Raw genomic sequence first — 15,156 nt, 5'->3', positions numbered from 1 at the left:
TTTGCTTTCCCCAGAAATGACTAAGCCCGGCCAGAGCCGGGCTGTGTGGTGCGTACAGGGATCAGTTGGTGCGGGCAGCGTCGGTGCGATCGACGCTGTCGGTAGCGACTTTGGCCGCGTCGGTGCGGCTGTCGTCAGCGGTGTTGCTTTGCGCAGTGAAGACGGCGGAACCGGTGCGGTCGTAACCATCGGCGGCGAAGGTATTGGCCGCCAGCACAGAGAGGGTCAGGGCAAGCATCAGTTTGGTTTTCATGGGTAACTCCAGTTTGCACATTGCAATGAATTGATCGACGGGGGGCAGGATGCGTACTGGGCATTAACCAGCGATTAATCGGGCTCTCTTGTCTGCGTGACAGAATTTTCATCCTGCACTTACCTATTTTTCACCGCTCCACCGCCAGTCTGCGCACCGGTCAATAACCCGAAGAAACGACCGCCACGAACTGGAGCTTGCCTTGAATGAATAAACTTCCTCAGATCACCCTGGCGTTCTGGGTCATGAAAATCTGCGCAACGACCCTGGGTGAAACCGCGGGGGATTTGTTGTCGATGACCCTTAATGTCGGTTACGCCATCAGCTCGCTGATTCTGATCAGCGTCTTTGTGCTGACGCTGGTCACGCAGTTGATGTCCAAAACCTACAAGCCGGTGCTGTACTGGATCGTGATTCTGTCGACCAGCACCGCCGGCACCACCATGTCCGACTTCATGGACCGCACCCTTGAATTGGGCTACGCCACGGGTTCGATGATCCTGATTGCGATTCTGCTGGGGATTTTCGCGGCCTGGCGCTTGAGCGGCGATTCGCTGAACGTCACCAAGGTCCAGACCTTCCGGGGCGAGATGTTCTATTGGATGGCGATTCTGTTTTCCAACACCCTGGGCACGGCGCTTGGCGATTACCTGGCCGACGACTCGGGCCTGGGTTTTGCCGGCGGCGCACTGTTGATCGGTTCGACCATTGCGCTGGTGGTGCTGTTGAAATACTTCACGAAGATTTCGTCGGTGCTGCTGTTCTGGGTGGCGTTCGTGCTGACGCGGCCATTCGGCGCAACCTTGGGCGACTTCCTGACCAAACCCCATGCAAAGGGTGGCCTGGATTTCGGCACCATCGGTTCGTCGCTGGTGTTGGCGGGGGTTCTGGTGGTGATGATTGCGGGGGCGTCTTACGTGCAGGGCAAGTACGCGAAGCAGACGGCGGCTGAGTTGACCTGATACCGAGGTGTCCCGTTCGCGGGCAAGCCTCGCTCCTACAGATGATCGCGTACCCCTGTAGGAGCGAGGCTTGCCCGCGAAGAGGCCGGTACAGCCGCCATCAATGTTGCTGTCAGTCGGTCTCGATCCGCGAATGCTTGCGGGTGTCTTTCATGGTCACGTACACCAGCAACGACACCGCGATGCACGCCGTGACATACCAGTAGTAACCGGTTTCCATGCCGATGCTCTTGAACCACAGGGCGATGTATTCAGCGGTGCCGCCGAAGATCGACACGGTCAGTGCGTACGGCAGGCCGACGCCCAGGGCGCGGATTTCGGTCGGGAACAGTTCGGCTTTGACCACCGCGTTGATCGAGGTGTAGCCGCTGACGATGATCAGCGCCGCCATGATCAGGAAGAACGCGCCCCACCAGCTCTGGATGGTGTGCAGGGTGGTCAGGATCGGTACGGTGAACAGCGTCCCGAGAATACCGAAGGCAATCAGGATCGGCCGCCGACCGACTTTATCCGACAGCCCGCCGATGATCGGTTGCAGGCACATGAACAGGAACAGCGTGGCCGCGGAAATCGTGGTGGAGTCGGAGATGCTCATGCCGACGGTGTTCACCAGGTATTTCTGCATGTACGTGGTGTAGGTGTAGAACGCCAGCGTGCCGCCCATGGTCAGGCCGACCACGGTCATCAGTTCCTTGGGATGGCGCAGCAAGGTGCGCATCGCGCTTTCTCGGGCTTTCTCTTTCTTGGTGAACGACTCGGTTTCTTCCATGCCGCGACGCAGGTACAGCGCGACCACGGCACACAACGCGCCGATGGCGAACGGAATGCGCCAGCCCCAGGCGTACAGCTCTTCGGTGGTCAGGAAGTTTTGCAGCACGATCAGCACACCCAGGGCTATGAGCTGGCCGGAGATCAGCGTCACGTACTGGAAACTGGAGTAGAAGCCGCGACGTTCCTTGGTCGCCATCTCGCTGAGGTACGTCGCCGAGGTGCCGTACTCACCCCCCACCGACAAACCTTGCAGCAGGCGGGCGAACACCAGCAGGATCGGCGCGCCGATACCGATGGTTTCATAGCCTGGGCTCAGGGCGATCAGCAGCGAGCCGAAGCACATCAGGTAGACCGACGCCATGAGCGCGGCTTTACGGCCGGCCTTGTCAGCGTAGAGGCCCATCAGCCAACCGCCGATCGGGCGCATCAAAAAGCCCACGGCGAAGATTGCGGCGGTGTTGAGCAGTTGGGCGGTGGTGTCGCCTTTGGGGAAGAAGACTTTGGCGAAGTACAGGGAGAAGGCGGCGTAGACATACCAGTCATACCACTCGACCATGTTGCCGACAGAGCCGCTGAAGATCGATTTGATCCGGCTGGCGGTGCTTCTTTCTTTAGCCGGCACGGCAGCCGACCCAAGGGGCAGGGCGTTGGAGTTATCCATTGAAGGATCCTTCGTTTAATTGTTTTTGTGGAGCGCGTGTAAACGCAGCCTGCAGGGGCTATAGCAGGAGCTGTGCCAAGGGGAGGAGGGCCGGTTTAGAGGGGGGGAGAGGTTTTGTTGAGCGGATAGTCGCTCAAGGTATGCGCAAGCATGAGCGGATTTCCGCCGATGACCTGTGGTGAGGGGGCAAGCCTCCTTACCACAGGTCATGTATCGGATATGAACATCTCCCGGCTCAAACCATGGCGCTGCATCTTTTCATTGAAGGTACGGCGCGGCAGTTGCAGTTCTTCAAGCACCGCTTTCACATCGCCCTTATGCCGGGTCAGCGCCGCGCGCAAGCAATGCGCTTCGAAGGCTTCCTGCTGCGCCGCCAGTGACTGGCCGGGATCGATCCCCACCGGTTCCGGTTCGCCGAGGCCCAGCACCTGGCGCTCGGCGACGTTCGCCAGTTCGCGTACATTGCCCGGCCAGTCGTGGCTCAGCAGATGGCTCAATTGCGGCCCGCTCAACGGTGGAAAGGTACGGCCAAGGCGTTCGGCGGCACTCTGGGCGAAGAACTCGAACAGCAGTGGAATGTCTTCACGCCGATCACGCAACGGCGGCAGCCGCAGCTCGGCGACGTTCAAGCGATACGCCAGGTCCTCGCGAAAACGCCCGGCCCGGGCTTCATCCAGCAAGTCGGGTTTGGTCGCGGCGATGATCCGCAAATCCACGCGGATACTCTGGTTGGAGCCCAATCGCTCAAGCTTCTGCTCCTGCAACACCCGCAGCAGTTTCACCTGCTGCGCCAGCGGCATGCTTTCGATTTCATCGAGAAACAGCGTGCCGCCGTCAGCGTATTCGAGCTTGCCGATGCGCTTGCCTTGGGCGCCGGTGAACGCGCCGCTCTCATGGCCGAACAGTTCGGCCTCGAACAACTGCTCGGGAATCGCCGCGCAGTTCAAGGCGACGAAGGGCTTGTCGGCGCGGGGGCCGAAGTCGTGCAGGCAGCGGGCAACCAGTTCCTTGCCGCTGCCGGTTTCACCACGGATCAGCACATTGACCGGCAGCGTCGCCAGATCCAGCACCTGCCGGCGCAGCGTCTGCAAACCACGGGACACTCCCAGCAGGGTGGCATCGAGTTTGGCGCGATTGTCGGCCTGTTCGTGCAGGGCACGGTTTTCCAGCACCAGCCGGCGCTTGTCCAGCGCCCGACGCAGGCTGCTCAGCAGGGTTTCCGGGCTGAAGGGTTTTTCGAGGAAATCGTAGGCGCCATCGCGCATCGCTTCGACGGCCATTGGCACATCACCGTGACCGGTCAGCAAGATCACCGGCAAATCGGCGTCGCGGCGCTGCACTTCGGCCAGCAGCTCCAGCCCGGTCATGCCGGGCATGCGCACATCGCTGAGAATCACCCCGGGGAAGTGTTTCGGCAGTTGCGCCAGGCACTCATCGGCGCGGCTGAACAGCTGCACCTCGAACCCCGACAGGCTCAGCCACTGTTCGACGGCGCTGCGGATGCTGCTTTCGTCATCGACCACCATCACCGAATTGAGCATCAGGCAGCTACCTCCAGATCAATGGGCAACGTCAGGGTGAACACCGCGCCTTTTTCGCCATTATCGGCGCTCAGGCGTCCGCCCGCTTCGTGGACGATGGCAAAGGACACGGCCAGCCCCAAACCCAGGCCATCACCCACCGGCTTAGTGGTAAAGAATGGATCGAACACCTGGCTCAAGTGTTCTTCGGCAATGCCGCCGCCATTGTCGATCACACTCAGGCGCCATAGCTGTTCATCGGCTTCGAGGCGGATTTCCAGACGCTTGCAGGGTTTGCCCTGCATGGCGTCCAGGGCGTTGCGCAGCAGGTTGATCAGCACCTGTTCCAGACGAATCGCATCGCCACGTACCCAGGCCGGACGGGTCAGGTGCAGCACCAGGCTGACCTGTTCATCGCGCAGGCGCGCGTCGAGCAATTGCAGGGCCTGATCCACCACCGCCGCCAGATCCAGTCGTTCGCGCAAACCGCTGGGGCTTTTGCGCGCGAAGGTTTTCAGGTGGCCGGTGAGGGCGGCCATGCGCGTGAGCATGTCGTCCACCGGTTTGAGCGCCTTGTAGGCGTCGTCGACCCGGCCGTGATCGAGTAGCAACCTCAGCGTAGCAAGCTGCATGCGCTGGGCGGTCAGGGGCTGATTGATTTCATGGGCCAGCGCTGCGGACATCTGCCCCAGCGCCGCGAGTTTGGCCGATTGCACCAGTCCGTCCTGAGCGGTGCGCAGGTCACGGGTGCGTTCTTCCACCAGTTGTTCGAGTTCTTCGCGGCTGCGTTGGCGCATTTTGGCCAGGCGCCAGCGTTGATTAAGGAACAGCAACAGAAACACCAGCGCCAGCCACAACCCGGCAGCGGCGAGCGCGGCGTTACGGATGTCTTCGAAGGCGACTTGCGGGCGGCGCAACAGGTGCAAGGTCCAGCCTTCAGTGCTCAGCGGCAGCGATTCCCACAGGTAGTTTGCCGTGCCGTCAGGTCCGACGACGCGCGCCAGATCACTGTTGTCGTCAAAGCGCTGCAGCGATTGGTAATCCAGCGGTGTCAGCGGTTGTTTGTCGTATTGGCGGGTGGCCTTGAGCTCGGTGTGATCGCTGTCGTTCAACGGTTTCAACAGGCGATAGCGCCAGCCCGGCTGGTTGGCAATGAAGATGATCCCGCGCGCATCGCTGACCAGCAATGTGTCGCTGCCCTGACGCCATTCGCGCTCCAGCTCCGGGAATTCCAGTTTCACCACCATGGCGCCGAGGAACTCGCCGCTGTCGCGGGTCACCGCGCTGGAGAGAAAGTAACCGGGAATGCCACTGGTGACGCCTACCGCATAAAAGCGCCCGGCGCCCTGGGTGCGGGTCTGGCTGAAGTAAGGGCGAAAACCGTAGTTGTGGCCGACGTAACTGCTGGGCAAACGCCAATTGCTGGCGGCCACGGCCAGGCCGGTGCGGTCGAGCAGTTCCAGGGTCGAGGACTGCGCGGCACCGTTGATTTTTTCCAGTTTGCGGTTCAGTGCGTCCTGCTGCTCAGGCGTTACCGGGCCATCGAGCGCGGCGCGCAACTCCGGGTCCAGCGCCAGCACGGCGGGCAGGGCTCGGTAGCGGTCGATCAGGGTATGCAGGGAATTGGCGTACAGCGCCAGTTGCTGGTTGGCGCGGGCGGCGTCTTCTTCCAGCGCCTGGCGTTCGGCGTGGCGGATGGCCAGGGTGGCGGCGAGGACGGCACCGGCGACGATCAGCAGGGAGTACAACGACAGACGCAGGGTACGGGAGGTCGGCAGCATGCTGGCGCAAACAGAGAGTAGGTCGGGCGGGCACCATAGCATGGTGCCCGTCGGAAGAGACAAAGGCGTCAGAAGTTCTGGCGTCTCTCAGGTGTCAGCGAATGCCATTGGTCTTGCGCAACGGAATGCGATTTATCCCTTTTCTCTGAAAAGCGCCGCCGGAGCTTTGAGAGGATATGGATCCTCGACGCGACGATGCATTGCTTTCGCTGATGTTTTCTGGCCTCAAACGGGTAATTTTCTCGAGCATCCCCATTGTTTGCCAGGTAATGCCTGTCGACGCTTCGACTTCCAGCACCTGTTCACGCAGCGATGTCTGTGCCTTTACAGTCACTTCATCCAAAAGGCTCTGCTCCGCAATCAACCTGTCTATTGTGTCTATCCACTTGCCTGCCTGGGATTTTTTTTCCGCTTTGGCCTTGGTGCCTCTCAGTTCATCGACGTAGCCCCCTACTACAGGACCCAAAATCATCCCGGCTACAGTTCCTGCAGCGGTTATGCTGGCGTTGGCCAGAGTGAAGGCACGGTTGATACCTTGCGTGACATCCGCGGGCGGAAGAGCCCCGTCACCCGCGGGATCCCAAGTGCCAGGAGGGGACCAACCCGGATTGAAAAAAGCAGCGTTTAGTGTGATTTGCGCGGTGAGAGTCAGCACCGTTGAAGCGATGGCTGCGTTCGCAGGCGATGACGTCCCGACTGGAAGCAACGCCAACCCGACTCTAGAGTTGACGGCTGCTAAAGCCATTCCCTTGCCCCATTCACCCCACGATTGCTCAGGCTTGGGCGGCAATTTGCCGGGAGGATTTTCCCCAGGATTGTTCACCAATGCTGGAGTGTCAGGGGCTTGCGCTGTACTGCTTTCGATGGAACTTCTGCGTGACGACGATGTGGAGGGGACATTAATCGCTACTTGTCCAGGCGATAAAGGAGGAGGCGTCATCATGGCCCCCTGTTCATCAACAAAGTTCATCGGGTTATTCCTCACCATCAAATACCGATTCAACCCGTCCACATTCCCCAATGGATCCGGGCCGATCCAGTGCCTCAGCCACGGTGCGTAATAGCGCAGCCCGTAACAGTACATACCGCTGGCATCCATTTTTTTGCCGCTATACCGCACGGTTTTGTAGTCGGCTTCCACGACCGAACGGCTCGCCCACGAGGCGGTGGTGCCAAACGCGTGGAATCGCTCACGGCTGATCAACAGGCCGCTCATACCCGTCTCGAGGTTGCATGAGCCCAGATGATCGCCATGGCTATAGCGCACCTGATAATCCTCTATCCCCGGGTTGCCTCTTGCCCAATACAAGCAGCGGATAGGGCGAGGGGCTGCGTCGATAACAATGACTTCCAAGGCTTGGTCCGTTTCATCGTGCAGCTCCAGTCCCGGCAGATGACGGATCTGGGCAATCAGCGCGGCATTTTTTGCCAGGGTGGTTCGCAGAACTCTCAGTCGTTTGCCGTCGGCCCCATAGTCAAACTGTTCATGATCGCTCTCGGCGGGAAGGACACGGGCTACTGTCGTGCAGCGTAGGAGCTGGTTGCGCAGGTTGTAGAGCAGGGGCTGACCACCGCGCTGCAACAAAATCTGGTTGCCGCATCGATCGAAGCTGTTGGCAAAGTCGGGTTCGCCCCCGTCCTTGGACAGTGCCCGGTTGCTCTGGGGGTCGATCACCATTTCCAGGGTTTTGGACTGCCCGGGATGGTCACTGTGGTGGCTCAGGAGGGTCATGCCGCCGTTGGCGTTGTAGGAAAAATTTTGCGAATAGTTACGCAAAAGGCTGTCGTCTATCGGGCTCAGGTCCGGCAGGCCGGGATGGCCAGGGTCCACCTGTGCTTCGCAGCCGCTGGCATAGATCAGCCGACGCAGGCTGTCGTAGCGAAAGTCCTGGCTGTTCGTGATGCGCCGGTTGGCGAAGTGCCGGGGGGTAAAGGTCAGGTCGACGATCTTCAGGACATTGCCCATCTGATCATAGGTGTAGCGCGAATGCTGCAGCGTTTGGCCAGTGGCCGATTGAGTTTTGAGTTCGACCACGCGCCCATCGGCCGGGTCATAGGTAGCCGTATCGACGGTGCCGTTGCCGTACGTTTGGCTTTCAAGTTGGCCGTGGGCGTTGTAACTCGGGCTGTGATACACCACGGTCTGTGGCTGCCTAGCAGGTTGCAGGGCGATGTTGCTTAATTGGCCGGCGACGTTGTAGGTCATGGATTGAAGGTGACTGCGTGCGTCGAGCCGGCTGAGCGAGGCGCCGATTGCGTCGTAGGTGTGGCTCGTGGCAAACCGTTCGGGTTCGAGTTGAGGCTCGTTATCCTCTGGGTCTGGGGTCCAGTGCGGTGTGCTCGACGTGTTGAGAAAACGTCGGGTTTCGGTCAGCGGTTGCCCGTTGAGATCGTAGCCGCTAATGGTGAGCTGGCCGGCGGGGTCGAGGTGTTCGATGACCCGGCCACACGCATTACGGCTGGTCGCCTCGGGCGAGCTGCCACCGAAGAAGATCCGTTCGGTGGTCTGTTCGGGTTCACCTGCGGCCCGTTCATGCACGGCGATCAGCCGCTGTTGCGAGTTGTATTCGTAACGTAGCCGCGTACCGCGCCCGTCCCACACTTGGAGTGTCTCGCGCGCAAGGCCGATCAAACGAACGGTGCGCCCCCCATCCACATGATGGCTGAACAAGGGCTCCCCCGACAGATTGTGCATATCGGTCTGAGCCGCGACCGTCAATCGCGGATCCCATTGCGTCACCAATCGCCCGGCAACATCGTATTGTTGCCGGGTCACCAGCGCGACAGGCGTTTCACCGACCACGGTACGCAGGTAGGCGATCCGGCGAACCGCAAGACCGCGGCTGTCATTTACCTGAAGCGACGGCGTGCCTCGATGGATGGCGGTGGACATCAGTGCAATCTCTGCGCTGGCTTCGTCGGTGGCGGCATGGCCGTGTCGTTGAAGTCTTCGCTGATGCGATACCAGGGATGATAGGTCTCGCGGGAAATATATCCTTTGGCATTGATCAGCTTGATCACCTGGCCCAACGGGTTGTAGAACAGCTGATCGAAGTAGCCGAGTTCGCGCAGCGACTGGTCATCGACATAGCCATGGGTGTTGGCGAAAAACGGCCGGAACTGCCGGATCGGCAGGCCTTTATTGTTGTATTCGACCCGTTCGCTGATGCGCCAGCGCGGATTCGCGAATACCTCAAGAAACTGGCCGTTCTCGATGATCAGCTTGCCGTCGGCATCCACCGCATACGCCATGCCGGGATCAACCAACTGCTGGGTTTGCAGCACCCGGCCGAAGCCGTCCACGCAGGTTTTGACGATCTGGATCTGGGCCCTGACCGGATCGTCGGGATAACGGTCGGCGCTGAGGACGACGCTGTGCACCGGCACTTGGCGAACCGTGGCGATGAGTTCGCTCAATGCCTGGTCTGACGCGGTCATGGCGACGCCTCGCTGCAAGCGTAGGCGGGCGCTGGCGCAAACATGTCCGCTGGGCAGGACATCACCGTTGGCGATCCATTCAGCGAGCAGTTCGGGGCTGACGGCCGGCGACAGCTGCCCCATCCAGCTGAACAGATCCTTGCGCAACGTACTGGCGGCTTGTTGAATGGCATTCTCCTGGTCCTCGATGGCCGGATCCGGACGATGATCCACCGGGCGCACGTATTCGCTCAGAGGCTTGAAGCCGGCGGCGATGCCATTTTCGGTGCCGTAAAAACTGATCGCCAGGGGCTGTCCGGACGGTTCGTAAAGGGCCTCCTGAACGTTTTTGTTGGCATCGATGATGCGCATGAATTGCTGCGCGTGATAGTCGTATTCGATCCGGGTCGTACAGCCATCGGGCAGTTCGACGCTTTTGATCGCCATGCTATAGCGGTCGTATTCGGCTTTCGTCACACCGTGGCTGGGAGTCTCGTGGTACTCCAGCACTTTGTAAAAGCCGTCGAGTTTATCGTACGTCGCGAAACCGGAGCGGACGGACCACAGATTGTCTTCGTCGTTGGCCGGCGACGGTGTTTCGAACAGCAACGCCATAGGGGTGTAACCGATTTTTGTCAGCTCGGTCCGGATGTCGAAGGGCGGTGGTAGATCGCTGTAGGCATCCAGCGCGGTCTTGTCCAGTTGTGCCTCCTCCAGAGGGCCGGCCAGGGCCTCGAATTCGGCCTGGCCATCGGGCATCAGCGACTGATTGTCAGTCTTGAGGTAGCGCTGCACCGACTGTTGGGTCAGCACCCGCAGGGCATTCCACTGCGCAGAATCCTGATGCTCGGTCAGTTGCTCAAACGAAACCTGAGTCGGGTCAAGTCCACCGGGGAGAGGTCCCTTGGGCAGGATCAACGCATTGCCGCGCTGCTGCCAAGGCAAACCCAGGCGCCGACGCTGCGGATTTTCATCCAGATCAATGAATCGGGCGAGGGTCTCGCTCAGGTAATACGAATGCTGAGCGTCGTCATGGGCGTCGCGCCACCACTGCTGTTCATCGGGGTCGGCAAAGGGCGGGGTGTCGCCTATGGTTCGGCGGCGTGCATAGTTGATGGCTACCGAGTGTGTAGGCAGCCCATATTTGCTCCAGCGCAGATTGATTTCATGCTGGCACAAGGGGTCGTCGATAAATTGTTCGTACTGGTAGCTGATTTTCTCTAGCCGCAGAGGCAGGATGATCGCATCGGGGTAGTGGTCACCTTTAGGCCGCACCTGACGCACCAGATAACGATGTTCTTCGACCGCATAAGGCTGTGCCGTGAGCGGGTCGTCTTCGCCGTTGTAGGTTTCGACTCGCATGAGCGTCCCGGACATCCCCCGGGCGATTTCGTACTTGATGGTTTCGTCAGGGGGCGGGAAGGGCACATCGCACTCTTCCTGGGCATCATATTCGCTGAGTAATGTCGCACCGAGCGCGAAGGCATCAGTGTCCCTGTCGAAGTAGCCATCGCGTGGCCTGTCCATGAACTGGCCGATAATGAACCAGCTGCGGGTCCGGATTTGCGCCGTGAAGCCGATATCATCATCGCCCGTGGCGCTTTCGCTGTCGGTCTGCTCCAGATGGCCAAAGCCCCGGTACTCACGAGCAAGCGGGTCGTAATAACCCTCGCGGTACTTGAACCCCTGGCTCAGGCAGTTGCCGGTGATTTCGTCCAGTTGCAGTTGCCGACTGACAACCTGCACAGTGAGCGGCAAAAAGCACGTCGGGACTTCCAGCGGCTTATCAGAAAGCCATTTCTGCTTTTCATCCAGCCATTCCTGCGCCGAGCTGCGGTAGATAACGCGGGAGCTGCATCCCATATTGTTGTTGCTGGATGTAATCAGGTAGGGCTTGTCCGACACAAAATCGTAACGCCAGTGACGGGGCGTCATGTGCGGCACCGTCAGGATCAGACTGGCACAGCCCAAGCCTTGCAGGTCGGCGAACGTGACCTCGCACAGTCGGTCGTATCGGACACCCTCAGGCCATGGCACCTTGATCGAGTCCTTCTCCAGGCCCTTGCCGCCACGGTTCAGGTATATTTCGAACGCATCGGATTTCAGATAAATCATTGCCGGTGCGCCGGATCCGTCGAGGTCGGCGATCCGCACCCGTGCGGAATCGAACTCGTCGTACTTGAACTCAGGACCGCTGAGCACCCGCCCCTTACCGAACTTGCCGTGTCCCAGATTAGGCCAGCATTTGATTTCGTTGTGCCGTATACGGCACAGCTCGGTCGTATCGCTGCCCAGCAGATTACCCAGAAGCACCAGTTCGCTGGCGGCATTGCCGAATAGGGGAAGCCGGTCATCCCCGGGCTCATGGGGAACCTCTTCGGCCTGCCGGAAACCGTCCTCAAGATTGTTGCGGTAAAAGCGCACGGAGCGCGGCCCGATCACCGCCAGCGAGAGAAGCCCTTCGCCAGCCAGGTCGCCCAGTTGTGAATACGCACTGAAAAACTCTGTCGGGAACTGGGCAAAGGTCTTGAATTCGGCCCACGTGCGATCCGCATTCAACGTCCGGAAACCACTCAAGCCCGGTTGGGCCGTGATCCAGTCGAGACGGCCATCACCGGTCAGGTCGGTCAGTATCTGCAGCACAGGTTTATTACGGTTCGCCACCGGAATGTTTTCCAGCACTTTCCAAGGACCGTAACCGATGTCATCCGGCCCCGACGCGGCACGCAACGGTTCCCGGTAGTACCAGCACTGGTCATAGCGACAGAGAAAACCCGGCAAGCCTTCGCCGTAAAGGTCGACGCACTGGTAAAACCCGCCATCCTCGATGCCCGGCATGTTGTCGGGTTCGAGCAACCGTACGGGTGTTTTGTTGATGCTCAAAGGTGAATGCTCGAACTGCACCGGTGGGGTGTTTTCCACAAAGCCGCTGGCATCCCAGGCCTGATAGTGGGCCGAGGTGATCTGGCTGTAGCTCCATTGCGGTGTGTTCTCGCTGTACTTGAGCAGCAGCCGCCGAACCAGCGTCTTTTGGTCGCCCAACTCGTCAGGAAAATAATGAAACATCAATACCTGCTGACAGAGCCTGCGTGTGCCCACTTCAAAACCAAGCGCAAAGGTCGAAAAGGCATCCGGGCGATTCAGCCAGGGTTGCAGAGTGTCGCCGTCATAGGCGGGTTTTTCAGTCAGCGAAAGGGGGCGTTCACCATAGTCGAACAGCAAATGAAAATGCCAATCCAGATCGGCCGGGGTTTCGAGCGTCCAGGTGTACAGATCCTGGCTGGCGGTGAAGTTGCCATATAACGCCCGGTGCAGGTAACGCTGGGCGCGGTAGTCATGGACGGGGTCGGGGTCTTGATCGTCGGCCTTGTAATCGAAACAAATATGCTCGCCGTGGGCGGTCATGCTCTCGCATAGCAGCCACACACCCACGCGTAGCGGATCGTGTGGATCATCTGGATCCGCTATGCGCGAATCCGCTGTTTTGCCGTACATATGCAATGAACCATCGGGGTCGTACACCAGCCAGAACATGGGTTTCTGTTTGTCCTGCGCCGGGTTTACCGGCTCCCAGCGTTCCCTGATGGTAAAAACGCTTTCGACCTCTGGCGAATAACGGACCACCGTGTGAAGACCGATGTCTTTGCCGTTGAACTGGCGTACGTCCCGGGATTTGATCGTGCCGTCCGCATTGCGTTCGGGCATGCATATCTGGCCATCGTGCCCGATGATTTCGTCATCATCGCCATAACGCGGCACACCCTTGTTGGTCCGGCGCCGGATTTGACCGTTGTTCAGATTCCAGCCGATGCCGAACGGACTGTTGCCCGACTGACTGCTGTAAGTCAGTGACAACTGCGGCTCAGCGCCTCGGCCGCTGGAGATGGGCAGTGGCAACGTGAATGACGCTTCGCCGGTAGGGCCTATGGCGCTCCACCCCTTGCCGATCATCGCGATCGACGAGCTCTTGGCGATGGAAGGCGTGGTGATGCTGAGGTCTTGATCGGCCATGGTTTCATCCGGTGCGCACGCGGTGGGCGTGGGTGGATTAACGCTATCAAGACTGAGGCGGGACGTAACCTGTCAGATCTGACAGGGGGAGAGGGTTTTTCAAGATCAAATTGATTGAACTGAAAGCTTTTCTATAACGAAAATAGTTTGAGCGTTGGATAAAAAACGGCCGGGTCATCAGTATCGATGAACCGGCCGTGCGAGCAGGATTAAGTGCTTATTGCACTTCTACCGCCAGGCTTTCGCTGATCTTCTGCTGCCAGATTGCTGGGCCGGTGATGTGTACCGACTCACCCTTGCTGTCCACCGCAACGGTGACCGGCATGTCTTTCACGTCGAACTCGTAGATCGCTTCCATCCCCAGTTCGGCGAACGCCACCACGCGGGATTTCTTGATCGCTTGCGCCACCAGGTAAGCCGCGCCGCCGACTGCCATCAGGTAAACGGCTTTGTGGTCCTTGATCGCTTCGATTGCGGTCGGGCCGCGCTCGGATTTGCCGATCATGCCCAACAGGCCGGTTTGCTCGAGGATCTGACGGGTGAACTTGTCCATCCGCGTGGCGGTAGTCGGGCCAGCCGGGCCAACCACTTCTTCGCGCACCGGATCAACCGGGCCGACGTAGTAGATGAAGCGACCTTTCAGGTCCACCGGCAGGGCTTCGCCCTTGTTCAGCATCTCGACCATGCGCTTGTGCGCGGCGTCGCGGCCGGTGAGCATCTTGCCGTTGAGCAGGACGGTTTCGCCCGGCTTCCAGCTCTGCACTTCTTCCGGTGTCAGGGTGTCGAGGTTGACGCGACGGGCCGATGGGCCGGCTTCCCAGACGATTTCCGGGTAGGCGTCCAGCGGTGGCGCTTCCAGCGAGGCCGGGCCGGAACCGTCGAGCACGAAGTGCGCGTGACGGGTGGCGGCGCAGTTCGGGATCATGCACACCGGCAGGGAGGCGGCGTGGGTCGGGTAATCCATGATCTTCACGTCGAGCACGGTGGTCAGACCGCCCAGGCCCTGGGCACCGATGCCCAGTTGGTTAACCTTCTCGAACAGCTCCAGGCGCATCTCTTCGATACGGTTCTGCGGGCCGCGTGCTTTGAGCTCGTGAATGTCGATGGATTCCATCAACACTTCCTTGGCCATCACGGCGGCTTTCTCGGCGGTGCCGCCGATGCCGATGCCGAGCATGCCCGGTGGGCACCAGCCGGCGCCCATGGTCGGAACGGTTTTCAAAACCCAGTCGACGATCGAGTCGGACGGGTTGAGCATGGCCATTTTCGACTTGTTCTCGGAACCGCCGCCCTTGGCCGCCACGTCCACTTCCACGGTGTTACCCGGAACGATGGAGTAGTGGATCACAGCCGGGGTGTTGTCCTTGGTGTTTTTACGAGCGCCCGCCGGGTCGGCGAGGATCGAGGCACGCAGGACGTTTTCCGGCAGGTTGTAAGCCCGGCGCACGCCTTCGTTGATCATGTCGTCCAGGCCCATGGTGGCGCCATCCCAACGTACGTCCATGCCTACGCGCACGAACACGGTGACGATGCCGGTGTCCTGGCAGATCGGGCGGTGGCCGGTGGCGCACATGCGCGAGTTGATCAGGATTTGCGCGATGGAATCGCGGGCTGCCGGCGATTCTTCACGCAGGTAGGCCTCGTGCATCGCCTGGATGAAATCCACGGGGTGGTAGTAAGAAATGAATTGCAGGGCGTCAGCAACGCTCTGAATCAGGTCGTCTTGCTTGATCACGGTCATCGAGTCGCGCTCCTCTAAAAGACGGGAACATTCAATAAG

At 59.9% G+C, this 15,156-nt stretch carries 8 protein-coding genes; 1 reads left to right on the top strand and 7 read right to left on the bottom strand.

The window, feature by feature from the left end; genetic code table 11:
• Nucleotides 1-61 precede the first annotated feature (61 nt).
• A complete protein-coding gene (locus F475_RS21875; protein ID WP_018926551.1) occupies nucleotides 62-253 on the bottom strand; it encodes a hypothetical protein in 192 nt (63 codons plus the stop codon).
• Nucleotides 254-459: 206 nt separating this feature from the next.
• Between F475_RS21875 and F475_RS21870 the strand changes: the two genes are divergently transcribed.
• The gene (locus F475_RS21870; protein WP_018926550.1) at nucleotides 460-1,215 is read left to right on the top strand and encodes a membrane protein; all 756 of its coding nucleotides are present in this window, start codon (nucleotides 460-462) and stop codon (nucleotides 1,213-1,215) included.
• Between the two features lie 112 nt (nucleotides 1,216-1,327).
• Here F475_RS21870 and F475_RS21865 read toward each other — a convergent pair whose 3' ends face one another.
• From F475_RS21865 to F475_RS21840, 6 genes are all read right to left on the bottom strand, one after another.
• Nucleotides 1,328-2,647, bottom strand: a complete 1,320-nt coding sequence (locus F475_RS21865) for an MFS transporter (RefSeq protein ID WP_018926549.1) — start codon at nucleotides 2,645-2,647, stop codon at nucleotides 1,328-1,330.
• Between the two features lie 206 nt (nucleotides 2,648-2,853).
• On the bottom strand, nucleotides 2,854-4,188 hold the full coding sequence (locus tag F475_RS21860) for a sigma-54 dependent transcriptional regulator (protein ID WP_111454709.1): 1,335 nt from the start codon (nucleotides 4,186-4,188) through the stop codon (nucleotides 2,854-2,856).
• Complete coding sequence (locus F475_RS21855; protein WP_111454708.1) at nucleotides 4,188-5,948, bottom strand: ATP-binding protein; 1,761 nt, start codon at nucleotides 5,946-5,948, stop codon at nucleotides 4,188-4,190. Before F475_RS21855 ends, F475_RS21860 begins: the two co-directional genes overlap by 1 nt.
• Nucleotides 5,949-6,042: 94 nt before the next feature.
• Nucleotides 6,043-8,841 (bottom strand): RHS repeat domain-containing protein, encoded by a 2,799-nt coding sequence (locus tag F475_RS21850; protein WP_111454707.1) that lies wholly within the window; start codon nucleotides 8,839-8,841, stop codon nucleotides 6,043-6,045.
• Nucleotides 8,841-13,376: a SpvB/TcaC N-terminal domain-containing protein gene (locus F475_RS21845; protein ID WP_111454706.1), complete on the bottom strand. Its 4,536-nt coding sequence runs from the start codon at nucleotides 13,374-13,376 to the stop codon at nucleotides 8,841-8,843. The genes F475_RS21850 and F475_RS21845 overlap by 1 nt, the downstream gene beginning before the upstream one ends.
• A 217-nt stretch (nucleotides 13,377-13,593) precedes the next feature.
• Complete coding sequence (locus F475_RS21840; RefSeq protein WP_018926542.1) at nucleotides 13,594-15,117, bottom strand: fumarate hydratase; 1,524 nt, start codon at nucleotides 15,115-15,117, stop codon at nucleotides 13,594-13,596.
• Nucleotides 15,118-15,156 lie beyond the last annotated feature (39 nt).

This window comes from Pseudomonas sp. URMO17WK12:I6, from assembly GCF_003253625.1.
In the GTDB taxonomy this organism is placed as follows: Bacteria; Pseudomonadota; Gammaproteobacteria; order Pseudomonadales; family Pseudomonadaceae; genus Aquipseudomonas.
Note: the sequence above shows the minus strand (reverse complement) of the source record. Positions and strands in the feature narration are given on the sequence as shown.

Coding starts and splice junctions, on each gene's coding strand:
- F475_RS21875 (WP_018926551.1), bottom strand. CDS start 253: ATGAAAACCAAACTGATGCTTGCCCTGACCCTCTCTGTGCTGGCGGCC.
- F475_RS21870 (WP_018926550.1), top strand. CDS start 460: ATGAATAAACTTCCTCAGATCACCCTGGCGTTCTGGGTCATGAAAATC.
- F475_RS21865 (WP_018926549.1), bottom strand. CDS start 2,647: ATGGATAACTCCAACGCCCTGCCCCTTGGGTCGGCTGCCGTGCCGGCT.
- F475_RS21860 (WP_111454709.1), bottom strand. CDS start 4,188: ATGCTCAATTCGGTGATGGTGGTCGATGACGAAAGCAGCATCCGCAGC.
- F475_RS21855 (WP_111454708.1), bottom strand. CDS start 5,948: ATGCTGCCGACCTCCCGTACCCTGCGTCTGTCGTTGTACTCCCTGCTG.
- F475_RS21850 (WP_111454707.1), bottom strand. CDS start 8,841: ATGTCCACCGCCATCCATCGAGGCACGCCGTCGCTTCAGGTAAATGAC.
- F475_RS21845 (WP_111454706.1), bottom strand. CDS start 13,376: ATGGCCGATCAAGACCTCAGCATCACCACGCCTTCCATCGCCAAGAGC.
- F475_RS21840 (WP_018926542.1), bottom strand. CDS start 15,117: ATGACCGTGATCAAGCAAGACGACCTGATTCAGAGCGTTGCTGACGCC.